Annotated in this window: 13 protein-coding genes; 10 read left to right on the forward strand and 3 right to left on the reverse strand. The window is 72.3% G+C overall.

Features of this window, described 5'->3' with window-relative positions:
- The first annotated feature begins 1 nt into the window (after position 1).
- The 5 genes from mtrB to secA all read left to right on the forward strand — a co-directional run bounded on the left by mtrB (position 2) and on the right by secA (position 7,924).
- Positions 2-1,675 (forward strand): MtrAB system histidine kinase MtrB, encoded by a 1,674-nt coding sequence (mtrB, locus tag ACFVN5_RS17390; protein WP_376956677.1) that lies wholly within the window; start codon positions 2-4, stop codon positions 1,673-1,675.
- Complete coding sequence (locus ACFVN5_RS17395; protein WP_376956679.1) at positions 1,668-3,341, forward strand: GerMN domain-containing protein; 1,674 nt, start codon at positions 1,668-1,670, stop codon at positions 3,339-3,341. The genes mtrB and ACFVN5_RS17395 overlap by 8 nt, the downstream gene beginning before the upstream one ends.
- A 121-nt stretch (positions 3,342-3,462) precedes the next feature.
- Positions 3,463-4,212: a ComF family protein gene (locus ACFVN5_RS17400; protein WP_376956681.1), complete on the forward strand. Its 750-nt coding sequence runs from the start codon at positions 3,463-3,465 to the stop codon at positions 4,210-4,212.
- 23 nt (positions 4,213-4,235) lie between these two features.
- A complete protein-coding gene (gene hpf, locus ACFVN5_RS17405) occupies positions 4,236-4,937 on the forward strand; it encodes a ribosome hibernation-promoting factor, HPF/YfiA family (protein ID WP_376956683.1) in 702 nt (233 codons plus the stop codon).
- 194 nt (positions 4,938-5,131) lie between these two features.
- Positions 5,132-7,924 (forward strand): preprotein translocase subunit SecA, encoded by a 2,793-nt coding sequence (gene secA, locus ACFVN5_RS17410; protein WP_376956685.1) that lies wholly within the window; start codon positions 5,132-5,134, stop codon positions 7,922-7,924.
- 90 nt (positions 7,925-8,014) lie between these two features.
- Here the strand turns inward: secA and ACFVN5_RS17415 are convergent, their stop codons facing one another.
- Complete coding sequence (locus ACFVN5_RS17415) at positions 8,015-8,461, reverse strand: Rv3235 family protein (RefSeq protein WP_376956687.1); 447 nt, start codon at positions 8,459-8,461, stop codon at positions 8,015-8,017.
- Positions 8,462-8,637: 176 nt separating this feature from the next.
- On the opposite strand from ACFVN5_RS17415, the gene ACFVN5_RS17420 reads away from it, so the two are divergent.
- A complete protein-coding gene (locus tag ACFVN5_RS17420) occupies positions 8,638-9,243 on the forward strand; it encodes a hypothetical protein (protein ID WP_376956689.1) in 606 nt (201 codons plus the stop codon).
- Here ACFVN5_RS17420 and ACFVN5_RS17425 read toward each other — a convergent pair.
- The gene (locus ACFVN5_RS17425; protein WP_148731936.1) at positions 9,240-9,533 is read right to left on the reverse strand and encodes a helix-turn-helix domain-containing protein; all 294 of its coding nucleotides are present in this window, start codon (positions 9,531-9,533) and stop codon (positions 9,240-9,242) included. The two genes, ACFVN5_RS17420 and ACFVN5_RS17425, sit on opposite strands and share 4 nt — an antisense overlap.
- A gap of 120 nt (positions 9,534-9,653) precedes the next feature.
- Here ACFVN5_RS17425 and ACFVN5_RS17430 point away from each other — a divergent pair, with 120 nt between their 5' ends.
- Genes ACFVN5_RS17430 through ACFVN5_RS17440 form a run of 3 tightly spaced genes read left to right on the forward strand, consistent with a single transcriptional unit; the run spans position 9,654 to position 13,073 of the window.
- Positions 9,654-10,283, forward strand: a complete 630-nt coding sequence (locus ACFVN5_RS17430; protein ID WP_376956691.1) for a hypothetical protein — start codon at positions 9,654-9,656, stop codon at positions 10,281-10,283.
- Positions 10,283-11,530: a CpaE family protein gene (locus ACFVN5_RS17435; protein WP_376956693.1), complete on the forward strand. Its 1,248-nt coding sequence runs from the start codon at positions 10,283-10,285 to the stop codon at positions 11,528-11,530. Before ACFVN5_RS17430 ends, ACFVN5_RS17435 begins: the two co-directional genes overlap by 1 nt.
- A gap of 49 nt (positions 11,531-11,579) precedes the next feature.
- Positions 11,580-13,073, forward strand: coding sequence for a sensor histidine kinase (locus tag ACFVN5_RS17440; RefSeq protein ID WP_376956695.1), 1,494 nt, complete (start codon positions 11,580-11,582; stop codon positions 13,071-13,073).
- 45 nt (positions 13,074-13,118) lie between these two features.
- Here the strand turns inward: ACFVN5_RS17440 and ACFVN5_RS17445 are convergent, their stop codons facing one another.
- Positions 13,119-13,367 (reverse strand): WhiB family transcriptional regulator, encoded by a 249-nt coding sequence (locus ACFVN5_RS17445; RefSeq protein ID WP_055859573.1) that lies wholly within the window; start codon positions 13,365-13,367, stop codon positions 13,119-13,121.
- A gap of 231 nt (positions 13,368-13,598) precedes the next feature.
- On the opposite strand from ACFVN5_RS17445, the gene ACFVN5_RS17450 reads away from it, so the two are divergent.
- Positions 13,599-14,030: a hypothetical protein gene (locus ACFVN5_RS17450; protein WP_376956839.1), complete on the forward strand. Its 432-nt coding sequence runs from the start codon at positions 13,599-13,601 to the stop codon at positions 14,028-14,030.
- Positions 14,031-14,075 lie beyond the last annotated feature (45 nt).

The following is a 14,075-nucleotide window of genomic DNA, read 5'->3' on the forward strand; positions in this document are numbered from 1 at the left end:
GATGTCTGCGGCCGACACCTCCAAACTCCTCGCCGCGGGCCCGTGGCGGGAGGTGCCGCGTCGGCTCGCCGCACTCTGGCGGCGCTCGCTGCAGTTCCGGACGGTCATCATCACGCTCGGCCTGTCGGGGCTCGCGATCCTCGTGATCGGCCTCTACATCTCGTTCAGCGTGGCCTCGAACCTGTTCCAGGCGCAGCGCGAGAGCGTGCTCGAGGCTTCGAACAACGCCACCGCCGCCGCGCAGAGCATCCTCGACTCGTCGGCTGCCGCGGACCGGGCGTCGCTGCAGTCCCTGATGGGCGACGCGGTCTCGACGATCACGAGCATCTCGGGGAGCTCGGACTACGCCATCTTCCGCGCGCCGGGCCAGGCCGTGAACACGAACGCACCGCCCGACCAGCTCAGCCGCGGGCTCGGCGGCGTCATCACGCCCGAGCTCCGCCAGCAGGTGCAGGAGAACCCGGGCGGGCAGTACTGGCAGTCGGTCGCGCTGACGAACGCCGACAGCGGCACCGACCCCGGCATCGTCGTCGGCAGCACGCTGAACGTGCCGGCCGCCGGTCGCTACGAGCTGTACCTCGGCTACAACCTGGCCGAGGCCGAGGAGACGCTCGCCTTCATGCAGGTCACCGGGATCGTGGGCGCGGCCGCGCTGCTCGCGCTGCTCAGCGCGATCACGCTCGTCGTCGTGCGCGGCGTCATCGAGCCGATCCGGGAGACCGCGGCGACGAGCCGGCGGCTCGCGGCCGGCGACCTCGGCGTGCGCATGCCCGAGCGCGGGGAGGACGAGCTGGCGACGCTCGCCGCCTCGTTCAACGGCATGGCCGACAGCCTGCAGGCGCGCATCCGCGAGCTCGCCGAGCTCTCGGTCATGCAGCAGCGCTTCGTGTCCGACGTGTCGCACGAGCTGCGCACCCCGCTCACCACGATCCGCCTCGCGGGCGACGTGCTCTACGGGCAGCGCGAGGACTTCCCCGGGCCGACCTCCCGCACGGTCGAGCTCCTGCACACGCAGACCGACCGGTTCGAGCGACTCCTCGCCGACCTGCTCGAGATCAGCCGCTATGACGCCGGCAGCGTGACGCTCGCGACCGAGCCGACGAACCTCGTGCACCTCGCGGGCGACGCGATCGAGTCGATGCACGAGCTCGCCTTCGAGCACGGCAGCGAGCTGCGGCTGGTCGCGCCGGGGGGCCACCTCGACGCCGACGTCGATCCGCGCCGCATCAAGCGGATCGTGCGCAACCTCATCGGCAACGCCATCGAGCACGGCGAGGGCCGGCCGATCGTCGTCGCCGTCGACAGCAACGAGACGGCCATCGCGCTCTCGGTGCGCGACTACGGCATGGGCATGACCGAGGAGGAGGCGGCGCGGGTCTTCGACCGGTTCTGGCGCGCCGACCCGAGCCGCACCCGCACGATCGGGGGCACCGGCCTCGGACTCGCGATCTCGCTCGAGGACGCCGTCGCCCACGGCGGCGGCCTCGACGTCTGGTCGAAGCCCGGACAGGGCACCGTGTTCCGCCTCACGCTGCCGCGCACTCCGGATGCCGCGACGGTCGTGTCCCCGCTGCCGCTCGAGCCCGACGACCCCGCCGCCGACGGGCCGCCGCCCACGGGCGCGACCGGCGCGATCGAGGCCGAGCTCGCCGAGCGGGAGGTGCACGATGCGTAGGGGACTCGCCGCGGCATCCGTGGCCGTCATCGCACTGCTGCTGTCGGGCTGCGCCTCGATCCCGAGCTCGGGCCCGGTGCAGGCGGGCGATCCGCAGCCCGCCGACGCCGCCAACGACGTCGACATCCTGGTGCCCGGACCCGCGGCAGGCGCCAGCCAGCGGGACGTCCTCGAGGGCTTCATCACCGCGGCCCTGAGCCCGCGCAACAACTACCAGGTCGCGCGCGAGTTCCTTACCACCGAGTTCGCCGACGAGTGGCAGGCCGACGCCGGGGCGACGATCGACGTGCTCGCCGATCGGGAGCTCGTCACCGTCGACGACACGACCATGCGCGTCGACGCGACCCCCGCGGCCGCGCTGCTCGAGAACGGGCAGTACGAGGAACCCGACGTGCGCACGCCGATCCCGCTCGACTACCGGTTCGAGCAGGTCGACGGCGAGTGGCGCATCTCGAGCGCGCCGACCGGGATCCTCATCGACCAGATCGGGTTCACGCAGGTGTTCCGCGAGTACCCGCTCTACTTCCTGGATCCGACGTTCGGGTACTTCGTGCCCGACGTGCGCTGGTTCTCGGGGCCGGAGTCGGCGCAGACGAGCATCGTGCAGGCGATCCTCGCCGGGCCCGCGGAGTGGCTCGCGCCGGGCGTCGTCTCCGCATTCCCCGAGGGCGTGGAGCTCGACCCCGCCGCCGTACCCGTGTCGGGCGGCGTCGCGAGCGTCTCGCTCGTCGGCGCGGCGTTCGAGGACCTGTCGACCGTGCAGCGCATGGAGGCGCAGCTCGACGCCAGCCTCGTCGGCGTCCGCAACATCGACTCGGTCGCGCTCACGCTGAACGGCGTGGATCCGGCCGCGCCGCCGCTCACGCCCGAGCCCGTGCGGACCCCTCGCGTCGATCCCCGCAGCGTCGTCTACGACGGCGAGACGTTCGGCTACCTCGCGACCTCGGGCGAGGGGGTCGACCCCATCGCGGGCATCTCCGACCAGGTCGCGTCGCTGACCCCGACCGGCGCATCTCTCGGGCTCGACGCCGAGGCGGCCGCCGTGCGGAACGCCGACGGCGTCTGGGTGGTGCGCGCCGGCGAGGAGGCGGTGCTGCTCGACCCGCGCGAGGGGCTCGTGACGCCGGCGATCGACGGGCAGGGCGTCGTCTGGTCCGTGCCCGCGGACGCGCCCGACCAGCTCGCGTGGTTCGCGCCCGACGCCACCTCGGAGCAGGTCCCAGTGCCGTGGACGGGCTCCTCGATTGCGGCGATCGAGATCTCGCGCGACTCGACGCGCATGGCGGCGCTGCTCTCCGAGGGCGGGCGGACGCACTTCGTCGTCGCCTCCATCGAGCGCGGACGCGACGGCAAGCCGGTGGGGCTCGGCCCGACCGTGCTCGAGCTCGCCGACGTCGCCGGAACGCCGCTCGACGTGGCCTGGCTCGACTCCCGCAGCGTCGCCTCGATCACCGGAGTCGACGGCGGCGCCACGCGCATCGTCACGCAGGAGCTCGGCGGCTTCGCCCGCGACCGCGATGGCCCCCCGAACGGCGTGCTCATCGACGGCGGCAACAACGACCTCCGCGTGCTCACAGCCGTCGGCGACCTCGACGTGGCGAGCGGCGTGGGCTGGCAGGTGCGCGCGGGCGGCATCCGGTTCGTCGCGTCGCAGCAGCCCGGCTGACGCGCGGCGGTCGGCGGCCGGCGGCCGGCTCTCGTCCTCCCCAGCGGTGCGACGCGAGTCGGTCGGATGCCGCGAGGCGGCGTCGGGCGCGGGCTGCGGCGCCGTTCGCGAGGCTCGTCGCATGCCCGCGCTCGCGTCCGTCCGCCGCTCCGCCCTCGACGCGCTCGCGCTGCTCGTGCCGGTCGCCTGCGCCGGGTGCGGCGACCCCGACCGCTCCGTGTGTCCGGCGTGCGTCGCCGCCCTGCGGCCGGCGCCACGGCTCGCGCACCGCGACGCCGTGTCGGCCTGGGCTGCCCTCGACTACGCGGGCGCGGCGGCGGCGGTCATCGGCGCATACAAGGACGGCGCGAGGACGGATGCCGCAGCGCCGCTCGCCGAAGCCCTCGCCGCGTCGATCGCCGCCGCGCTCGCCGCGCTGCCGTCGGGCTCCGTCGAGGTGTGCACCGTGCCCTCGACGCGTGCCGCGATGCGGCGGCGCGGGTACGCGCCCGTCGACGCGCTGCTCGCCCGCTGCGGCATCCGACCGTCGCGCGTGCTGCGGCCCGCCCGCGCCCGCGACGACCAGGCCGGACTCGGCGCCGACGCCCGCCGGCTCAACGCGCAGGGCGCGTTGGTCGCCCGCGCCGACCTCCGCGGGCGGCGCTTCCTCCTCGTCGACGACATCCTCACGACGGGCGCCACGCTCGCCGAGGCGGCCCGCGCGGTGACGGCCGCGGGCGGATCCGTGGCGTCCGCGGCGGTGCTCGCGCAGACCCCGCTGCGACATCCGGGACGCTTGGTCGCTTCTCGGGACGCACTCCGTGACATCGCGAGCGAGTCCGGCTACGGTGGCAGGACAGGCGTGGTCGATCCACCCTTCAGATCCGGGTGACACGCCGGTGGATGGAGGTCGTCATGGAACTGAACATCGTTGGACGAAACCTGGGAATCACCGATCGATTCCGCGCCTACGCAGCGGAGAAGGCCGAGAAGGTGACCAATCTCGCCGAACGGGCGATCTCCCTCGACGTCAAGCTGAGTCGTCACAACGAGAAGAACGGCAACACCGGGCTCGACCGCGTCGAGCTCACCCTGGTCGGCAAGGGGCCCGTCGTGCGGGCGGAAGCCGACGGATCCGACAAGTACGCCGCGTTCGACGTCGCCCTCGGCCGACTGCTCGAGCGCATCCGCCGCGCCAAGGACCGCCGCAAGGTCCACCGCGGCCAGCGCCGGCCGACCTCGCTCCGCGAGGCGACCGACATCGGCTTCGCCGAGGTCGGCGTGCAGGCCGCAGCGCCCGAGGTGCTCGAACAGGTGCGCACGGGCAGCATTCCGATCGTCGAGGAACAGCCCCAGGCGACCGAGGAGGACGACGTCTACTGCCCGGTGGTCATCCGCCGCAAGGTCTTCGCATCCACCCCCATGACCGTCGACGACGCGCTCTACTTCATGGAGCTCGTCGGCCACGACTTCTACCTCTTCGTCGACTCCGAGACGGGGCGGCCCAGCGTCGTCTACCGCCGCAAGGGCTGGGACTACGGCCTGATCGGCATCGACGACCGCGCGGACGTCCCGTCCGACGCATCCGTCGACGAGTACGAGCGCGCCACCGCCTGAGACCGGGCGCCGTCGCGGGCCGGACGCGAGCCGAGGGCTCGCCTCCGGCCCGCTCCATGTGCGGCGGGCTCCCCGTCGGCACCCAGCTTGCGGCCCGCTAGCATGGCTATGATGACCGTCTGCACGGCGGTGACGGGCGCGCCCTGCCGTTCCGAACGAGGAACGCGGCGCCCGACGACTACAGGAGACAATTCGTGGCTTCGATTCTGGAAAAGGTCCTGCGCGTCGGCGAGGGCCGAACCCTCCGACGACTCGAGAACTACGCAGCGGCGATCAACGCGCTCGAAGACGACTTCCAGGCCCTCAGCGACGAGGAGCTGAAGCACGAGACGGTCGAGCTCCGCGAGCGCTACGGCAACGGCGAGTCCCTCGACGACCTGCTGCCCGAGGCGTTCGCGGCCGTCCGTGAGGCGAGCCGTCGCACGCTCGGCCTGCGCCACTTCGACGTCCAGCTCATGGGCGGCGCGGCGCTGCACCTCGGCAACATCGCGGAGATGAAGACCGGTGAGGGCAAGACCCTAGTCGCCACGACGGCGGCCTACCTCAACGCGCTGACCAGCCGCGGCGTCCACGTCGTCACGGTCAACGACTTCCTCGCGAGCTACCAGTCCGAGCTCATGGGCCGCGTGTTCCGCGCGCTCGGCATGACCACCGGATGCATCGTGGCCGGCCAGACGCCGACCGTGCGCCGCGAGCAGTACGCGGCCGACATCACCTACGGCACGAACAACGAGTTCGGCTTCGACTACCTGCGCGACAACATGGCGTGGCAGGCGGCCGACATGGTGCAGCGCGGCCACCACTTCGCCATCGTCGACGAGGTCGACTCGATCCTCATCGACGAGGCCCGCACGCCGCTCATCATCTCGGGCCCCGCCTCCGGCGAGGCGAACCGCTGGTTCACCGAGTTCGCGCGCCTCGCGCAGCGTCTCGTGCCCGGCGACGATTACGAGGTCGACGAGAAGAAGCGCACCGTCGGCGTACTCGAGCCCGGCATCGAGAAGGTCGAGGACTACCTCGGCATCGAGAACCTCTACGAGTCGGCGAACACCCCGCTCATCTCGTTCCTCAACAACTCGATCAAGGCCAAGGCGCTCTTCAAGCGCGACAAGGACTACGTCGTGATGAACGGCGAGGTGCTCATCGTCGACGAGCACACGGGCCGCATCCTCGTGGGCCGCCGCTACAACGAGGGCATCCACCAGGCGATCGAGGCGAAGGAGGGTGTGCAGGTCAAGGCCGAGAACCAGACCCTCGCCACCGTCACGCTGCAGAACTACTTCCGCCTCTACGAGAAGCTCTCGGGCATGACCGGTACCGCCGAGACCGAGGCCGCCGAGTTCATGTCGACGTACAAGCTCGGCGTGGTGCCGATCCCCACCAACAAGCCGATGGTGCGCATGGACCAGCCCGACCTCGTCTACAAGAACGAGGAGGCCAAGTTCGCGCAGGTCGTCGAGGACATCGTCGGCCGGCACCAGAAGGGCCAGCCCGTGCTCGTCGGCACGACGAGCGTCGAGAAGAGCGAGTACCTCTCGCGGCTCCTCGCGAAGAAGGGCGTGCGCCACGAGGTGCTGAACGCCAAGAACCACGCGCGCGAGGCCGCGATCGTGGCGCAGGCCGGGCGCCTGGGCGCGGTCACCGTGGCCACCAACATGGCCGGCCGCGGCACCGACATCATGCTCGGCGGCAACGCCGAGTTCATGGCCGTGCAGCAGATGCACGAGCGCGGCCTCAGCCCGGTCGACACCCCCGACGAGTACGAGGCGGCCTGGGACGGCGTCTTCGACGGCGTCAAGGCCGAGGTCGCGACCGAGGCCGACAAGGTCATCGGCGCGGGCGGGCTCTACGTGCTCGGCACCGAGCGCCACGAGTCGCGCCGCATCGACAACCAGCTCCGCGGCCGCTCCGGCCGTCAGGGCGACCCGGGCGAGAGCCGGTTCTACCTGTCGCTGACCGACGACCTCATGCGCCTGTTCAACGCCGGCGCCGCCGAGAGCCTGATGTCGCGCGGGGTGCCCGACGACGTCGCGATCGAGTCGAAGGTGGTCACCCGCGCCATCCGCTCGGCCCAGTCGCAGGTCGAGGCGCGCAACGCCGAGATCCGCAAGAACGTGCTGAAGTACGACGACGTCCTCAACCGCCAGCGCGAGGCGATCTACTCCGACCGCCGCCACATCCTCGAGGGCGACGACCTGCACGAGCGCACGCAGAACTTCCTCGAGAACGTCATCGACGAGGTGCTCGACCAGCACACCGCCGACGGCAACCCAGACGAATGGGACTTCGACGCGCTCTGGACCGAGCTGAAGACGCTCTACCCGATCGGCATCACGATCGACGAGGTCGTCGCCGAGGCGGGGGAGAAGGGTCGGATCAACCGCGAGTTCATCCGCCGCGAGATCCTCTCCGACGCGAAGCTCGCCTACCGGCGCCGTGAGGAGCAGCTCGGCAGCCCCGCGATGCGCGAGCTCGAGCGCCGCGTGGTGCTCTCGGTGATCGACCGCCGCTGGCGCGACCACCTCTACGAGATGGACTACCTCAAGGACGGCATCGGACTGCGGGCCATGGCCCAGCGCGACCCGCTCGTGGAGTACCAGCGCGAGGGCTACGCGATGTTCCAGCAGATGATGGGCTCGATCCGCGAGGAGACCGTCGGCTTCCTGTTCAACCTCGAGGTCGAGGTCGCCGCCCAGGGCGCGACCGGTGCGACGATCGAGGCGAAGGGCCTCGGCCGCCAGGGCGCCTCGGACGACAGGCTGAGCTACTCCGCGCCGAGCGACTCGGGCGGCGTCGAGGTGCGCAACCAGCGCGGCCAGGTGCAGCAGGCGGCGACGCAGCGCGCCCGTCGCGCGGTGGCGCAGGCGCAGGCGCCCCAGGCCGAGCCGTCGCGCGGGGCCTTCGGCCAGCGCACCGACGGCGGCGGCGGGGAGCTCCAGCCGCAGAACCGCGCCGAGCGGCGCGCCCAGGACCGCAAGGGCCGCTGAGCTCGAACGGATGCGCCGCGCCCCCGGTGTGGGGCGCGGCGCATCCGTCGTTCGTGCGCCGGGCGGGGATCGGCGCACGGCGAAGACCCGCTAGAGGACGCTGATGGCGCTGGCGCGCCAGCGCTGGTCGAGGCCCTCGAGTCGGATGGCGACTGCGCGCGAACGTGCTCGCTGGTGCACCATCACCACGGCCTCGACCACGCCGTCGGCGGGCTCGCAGGTGCGCACCCGCCCGACGGTGAACGCCGGACGCTGCGGCGCCTGCCCCTTCACGCGGCGGGCGCGGGCGGCGAGCACGACGCGCTTCGACAGGTTGCGGTAGACGTCGTCGTTGACCCAGCGCGCGAGTTGCTCGAGGTCGCGCGCACCGGCGAGCACTTCGATGACGCAGTGCGTGAGGCTGCGCAGCAGCTGCTCGGGGTCGGGGAGGTCGGTGCGTCGAGCGGGCTGACGTCCGAAGTACTCGTCGTCATCGTCGAGGAACTGGCGGGCAGAACCTCGCGCCGGGGCGTGGCCGGCGGCAGGGCGTGCGGTCATCTCGGCTCCATGAGGGGGTGGCCACGGCCTCGCGGCCGACGACAGGATCACCCCCGATCGGGGGTGTTCGAGGGATCCTGACTGAACCGTATTGATCGGGCCCGAGGCGTGTCAAGGAAATTCCCCGACTGTGGACAACCGCGGGCCGGATCGATCGCCGGGGGTAACGTTCCTGCATGCGCTGGGACCTCCTGTTCGACGACCTCGAGTCCCAGCTCGACCAGGAGCAGCGCGACGAGGAGCGGGCGCTGGCGCTCGAGGAGGAGCGCCTGCGGCTCGCGCGGCTGACGCTGCGCGACCGCCTGACCGCATTGGCGCGCGTCGACGACGGTGGTCCGGTCGCGATCCGCGTCGAGCTGCACGGCGGCGCGGAGCTCGAGCTCCGGCCGCTCGCGTTCGGGCGCGACTGGATGAGCGCGACGGTCGTGGAGTCAGGTCGGGGACCCGGCCAGTGCCTGGTCCCGCTGGGCGCGATCGCCGCCGTGCTCCCGTCGCGCGCGCAGGTCCTCTCGAGCCTCGAGGCCGGCGCCGAGGGGTCGGGTCGCCTGTCCGAGCGCATCGGTCTGCCGTTCGTGCTGCGCGACCTGTGCCGCCGCCGCACGCCCGTGCATGTCACGACGCACGAGGGTCGCGTGCACGGGACGATCGATCGCGTCGCGCGCGATCACCTCGACCTCGCCCTGCACGAGCAGGGGACCGCACGACGGGACCGCGACATCCGCGGCATCCGCATCGTGCCGATCGCCCGGATCGTGCTCGTCGCGTTCGACTCGGCGACCTAGTCGACCGGGCGGAGCCGCGCGGTGCGGGCACCCGAGAGCTCGACGATGTTCGCGAACTCGCCCTGCTGCCACGCGGAGTGCCGGCGCGTGAGCTCGTACTGCTCCTCGATCCACACCTCGAGCTGCGTGCGCTCGATGCGCCACGGACCCGAGCTGCCCACGCGGATGGCCGGGAGCTCGCCGGAGCGGATCAGCTCGTCGACGGCCGCGACGTCGACGGCGAGGATCTCCGCCGCGTCGGCGACGGTGAGGAACCGGCCGATCTGGTCGCCCGAACCTGGAGCGGTCATGCATCAAGTATCGACCCGACGCCCTCGGGCGGACGCCGGTGTGGATAACTTCGCGGCGTCCTCTCGGATTCACGCCACCATGAATTCCGGCGCGAGAGCGCCCCGACCGGAAGGATCACGATGCCCCGTCGACCGGAACGCTCGGAGCGCGGCGCGCTCCGGCTCGACCCGCGCCTCGTCATCGGCGTGGTGCTCGTCGCCGCGTCGACCACGGGCGTGTGGGCGCTCGTGAACGGGCTCGACGACTCGATCGACGTGTACGCGGTACGCGACACCACCGTGCCCGGCACGCGCATCACGGTCGACGACCTCGCAGTCGAGTCGGTCCGGCTCGGGCACCTCGCCGAGGCGTACCTCGCTCCGGGCGACGTGCCCGACGACGGCCTCGTCGTGGTCAGGACGATCGAGTCGGGGGAGCTGGTGCCCACGACCGCGGTCGACGACGCCGACCGCACGGGGCTCGCCACCGTGGTCGTGCCGAACCGCAGCTCGCTCCCGGGCGGGCTCGGCGCCGGCTCCACGGTCGACGTCTGGTCGGCACGGCTCGTCGAGCGCGGCGAGTACGAGCCGCCCGCCGTGCTCGTCGCGGCCGCCGAGATCGCGGCGATCCAGGAGCCCGAGGGCATGGTCGAGACGGGCGGTCCGGCCGTGGAGCTCCTCGTGCCGCGTGAGAAGGTCGCCGCCCTGCTCGAGGCGCTCGCCGCGGGCGACGCCATCGACCTCGTGCCCGCCCGGCCGAGCGGCCGCTGATGGCACGGCTCGCGCTGGCCCTCGACCCGGCGACGGAGGATCGCCTGCTCGCCGACGTCATCGAGCACGGCCACACCGTCGTCGCCCGGCTCGTGGGCTGGCGCGACCTCGTGGAGAGCCTCGACGTGCTCGCCCCCGAGGTCGTGCTGGTCGGCGCCGCGCGCGTGAGCCTGAGCGCCGACCTGCTCGCGGCGTGCGACGAACGCGGCATCCGCCTCGTCGCCCTGGCCGCGACCGATGCGGAACGCGCCCACGCCGCCCAGGTGGGACTGCACGAGGTCCTCGATCGCGCCGCCGACTGGCGCGAGATCGAGGAGCTCGTGAGCGGCGGCGTGCCCCTGCCCTCGCGGCTCGGCGACGCCCGCCGCGCCCAGCGTCGCGCCGGAGAGGTGGTCGCCGTGTGGGGCCCGGCGGGTGCACCCGGCCGCACCACGATCGCCGTCAACCTCGCCGCCGAGATCGCCGCCGCCGGCCACTCGGTGGCGCTCGTCGACGCCGATCCCTATGGCGGCGCCGTGGCGCCGTCGCTCGGCCTGCTCGACGAGGCGCCCGGATTCGCCTCCGCCTGTCGGCTCGCGGGCGGCGACGCGCTCGACCGCACGGAGCTCGAGCGCATCGCCCAGCGCTACTCCGCGCCCCGCGGCTCGTTCGACGTGTTCACCGGGCTCGTCGGTCCGAGCCGCTGGCCCGAGCTGGCGCACGACCGGGTGACCGCCGCGCTGCAGGCCATCGCCGCACGATCCGAGTTCGTCGTCGTCGACACGGGGTTCAGCCTCGAGCGCGACGAGGAGCTCACGAGCGACCAGTTCGCGCCACGGCGCAATGCGGCCACGTTCGCCGCACTCGGCGCCGCCGACCGGGTCGCCGCCGTGGGACTCGCCGACCCGGTCGGCCTGTCCCGCCTCCTGCGCGGCCACGGCGACCTCGTCGAGGTCGTCGAGCCCGACCGCATCGACGTGATCGTCAACCGCGTGCGCTCGGGCGCCCTCGGCATCGATGCGCACGCGCAGGTGCGCCAGACGCTGCGCCGGTTCGCGGGCATCGCCGACGCAACGCTGCTGCCGCACGACGGCCGGGCGACGGATGCCGCGATCCTCACCGCACGCACCCTGCGCGACGCGGCGCCGCGCAGCCCGCTGCGCACTGCGCTGCGCGAGTACGCGCTCGACCGCATCGTGCCGGTCCCCGAACCCGCGAAGCGCCGCGGATTCGGGTTCGCTCCGGCCCGTCGCGCCGTCGCCGGCTGAGCGCCGTCACCCGGCAGGACGCACAGGGGCCACGCACTACGCTGGGTCTGTGTCGACCCTCAGTGAACTCGTCCTCGCCCAGGGCCGCAGCAGTCAGGCAGACGTCGACTGGCTGCACATGCTCGTCGGCGACCTGCAGCTGCTCGCCGATCTCGCCTTCGCCGACATCGTGCTGTGGGTGCCGTCGGGCGACGACGACTTCGTGGCGGTCGCGCACGCGCGGCCGTCGAGCGCGGCGACGCTGTTCTACCGGGACTTCGTCGGCCAGCCGATCAAGTCGCAGTGGCGCGACCTGGTGACGCTCGCCTTCGGGACCGCGGCCATCGCCGACTCGTCCGCGCCCGACTGGTACGAGGAGATGCCCACGCGCGTCCGCGCCGTGCCCGTGATGCGCCGCCTCTCGGCGACGGGCACCGAGCTCGCCCCCGAGCCCGTCGCCGTCATCACCCGGCACACCAACCTCGGCGCGACCCGCACGCCGAGCCGGCAGGAGCTCACGTTCAACGAGTGCGCCGAGGAGCTCTTCCAGATGATCGCGTCGGGCGACTTCCCCGACCTCGGCGCGCCCACGGGACCGCGTCGCGGCGCGCCGCGCGCGTCGGACGGCCTCATCCGCCTCGACGTCGACGGCACCACCACCTTCGCCAGTCCGAACGCCCTCTCGGCGTTCAACCGCATGGGCTTCGACGACGAGCTCGAGGGGCAGTCGCTCGCCGAGGTCACCACTCGGCTGCTCAGCGGCAAGCTCGTGGTCGACGAGTCGCTGCCGCTCGTCGTGACCGGACGGGCCCCGTGGCGCACCGACGTCGAGTCGCGCGGGGTCACCGTGTCGCTCCGGGCGATCCCGATCCGGCGTCGCGGCGAGCGGATCGGCGCCATCGTCCTCAGCCGCGACGTCACCGAGCTCCGCCACCAGGAGCAGGAGCTCATCACGAAGGACGCGACGATCCGCGAGATCCACCACCGCGTCAAGAACAACCTGCAGACGGTCGCGTCACTCCTGCGCATCCAGGCGCGTCGCACCCACTCCGACGAGGCGCGCGACGCCCTCACGCAGGCGATGCGTCGTGTCGGCGCGATCGCGGTCGTGCACGACACCCTCTCCGAGGGCCTCACGCAGAATGTCGACTTCGACCAGGTGTTCGACCGGGCGCTGCTCCTCGTCGCCGAGGTCGCCTCGGCCCACAACACGACGGCGCACCCGAAGCGCTCGGGCTCGTTCGGCGTACTGCCGAGCGAGTACGCGACGCCGCTCGCCCTCGCGCTCACCGAGCTCGTGACGAACGCGGTCGAGCACGGCCTCGCCGGTCAGGAGGGCGACGTCGAGATCACTGCGGACCGCTCGCCGACCATGCTCACCGTCCAGGTCCGCGACACCGGGTCGGGCCTGCCCGAGGGCAAGGTCGGCGAGGGCCTCGGCACGCAGATCGTGCGCACCCTGATCCAGGGCGAACTCGGCGGCACGATCGACTGGCACACGGTCGTCGGTCGCGGCACCGAGGTGACGATCGAGGTGCCGCTGCGGTGGATCACGGCGGAGTAGGGCTGGTGCGGCGGATGCCGCGCGGGCGATGACGCCCGCCGGCGATCAGCCCGCCCGACGCGCGCGAGCCGCGCGACGCTTCAGGGCGCGTCGCTCGTCCTCGCTGAGGCCGCCCCACACGCCCGAGTCCTGACCGGTCTCGAGGGCGTACTGGAGGCAGATCTCGGTGACGGTGCACCGGGCGCAGACAGCCTTCGCCTTCTCGATCTGGTCGACGGCGGGACCAGTGTTGCCGACCGGGAAGAAGAGTTCCGGGTCAGCGGTGAGGCAGGCGGCTTTGTCGCGCCAATCCATGGAGATGCTCCTTGTGTGTTGCTTCGTTCGCAGACGCGCACGATTGCGCGAAGCCCGGGTCGGGCTGTGCTGCAGGGGGAAAGGCCGAATCTCGGGAAGTAGGATCATGACTGATCGGCTCACGTCCCTGTGAGCATCAACTCGGCCTCATAAATGGTCGCATAGCGGAGAGATCGAATCAATAGTCGTGCTTGGGATAACGCTGTGAATGAGGACCGTCCCGTGGGAGACATGCCGCCCGCGGCATCCGCTTCGACCGGGGTGAAGGCCGCCCTGGTGGTCGTCTCTGCGATCCTCGTGCTGGAGGCGCTGGCGCTCATCGCCGTGGTGATCTGGCTCGTCGTCGACCTGCTCGCGCTGCAGCCGTCGTCGTACGCCACGGCCATCGCGCTCATCGTGCTCGTGCTGATCGCCGCCGTCTGGGTCTCGGCGGTCGCGGTCGGGTCACTGCGCCGTGCGCCGTGGACGCGGGCGGGCGCGATCGTCTGGCAGATCCTGCAGGTGTCGATCGCGGTCGGGGCGTTCCAGGGGCTGTTCGCCCGTCCCGACATCGGCTGGCTGCTGCTCGTGCCGGCGGTCGTCGTGGCGGGACTCCTGCTCTGGACGCCGGTGCGGCTCGCCTACACGCGCACCGAGCACGAGTCGGCGCCCGGCGCCGACTGAGGTCGGGCACCGGGCGCCGAGGAGGAACGAGCGGGACCCGGGCGG

The sequence above is a fragment of the Agromyces sp. NPDC057865 genome (assembly GCF_042796995.1).
Classification (GTDB): domain Bacteria; phylum Actinomycetota; class Actinomycetes; order Actinomycetales; family Microbacteriaceae; genus Agromyces.

Coding starts and splice junctions, on each gene's coding strand:
- ACFVN5_RS17445 (WP_055859573.1), bottom strand. CDS start 13,367: ATGGATTGGCGCGACAAAGCCGCCTGCCTCACCGCTGACCCGGAACTC.
- ACFVN5_RS17450 (WP_376956839.1), top strand. CDS start 13,599: ATGCCGCCCGCGGCATCCGCTTCGACCGGGGTGAAGGCCGCCCTGGTG.
- hpf (WP_376956683.1), top strand. CDS start 4,236: ATGGAACTGAACATCGTTGGACGAAACCTGGGAATCACCGATCGATTC.
- ACFVN5_RS17425 (WP_148731936.1), bottom strand. CDS start 9,533: ATGACCGCTCCAGGTTCGGGCGACCAGATCGGCCGGTTCCTCACCGTC.
- ACFVN5_RS17395 (WP_376956679.1), top strand. CDS start 1,668: ATGCGTAGGGGACTCGCCGCGGCATCCGTGGCCGTCATCGCACTGCTG.
- ACFVN5_RS17400 (WP_376956681.1), top strand. CDS start 3,463: ATGCCCGCGCTCGCGTCCGTCCGCCGCTCCGCCCTCGACGCGCTCGCG.
- ACFVN5_RS17415 (WP_376956687.1), bottom strand. CDS start 8,461: ATGACCGCACGCCCTGCCGCCGGCCACGCCCCGGCGCGAGGTTCTGCC.
- ACFVN5_RS17420 (WP_376956689.1), top strand. CDS start 8,638: ATGCGCTGGGACCTCCTGTTCGACGACCTCGAGTCCCAGCTCGACCAG.
- ACFVN5_RS17435 (WP_376956693.1), top strand. CDS start 10,283: ATGGCACGGCTCGCGCTGGCCCTCGACCCGGCGACGGAGGATCGCCTG.
- mtrB (WP_376956677.1), top strand. CDS start 2: ATGTCTGCGGCCGACACCTCCAAACTCCTCGCCGCGGGCCCGTGGCGG.
- ACFVN5_RS17430 (WP_376956691.1), top strand. CDS start 9,654: ATGCCCCGTCGACCGGAACGCTCGGAGCGCGGCGCGCTCCGGCTCGAC.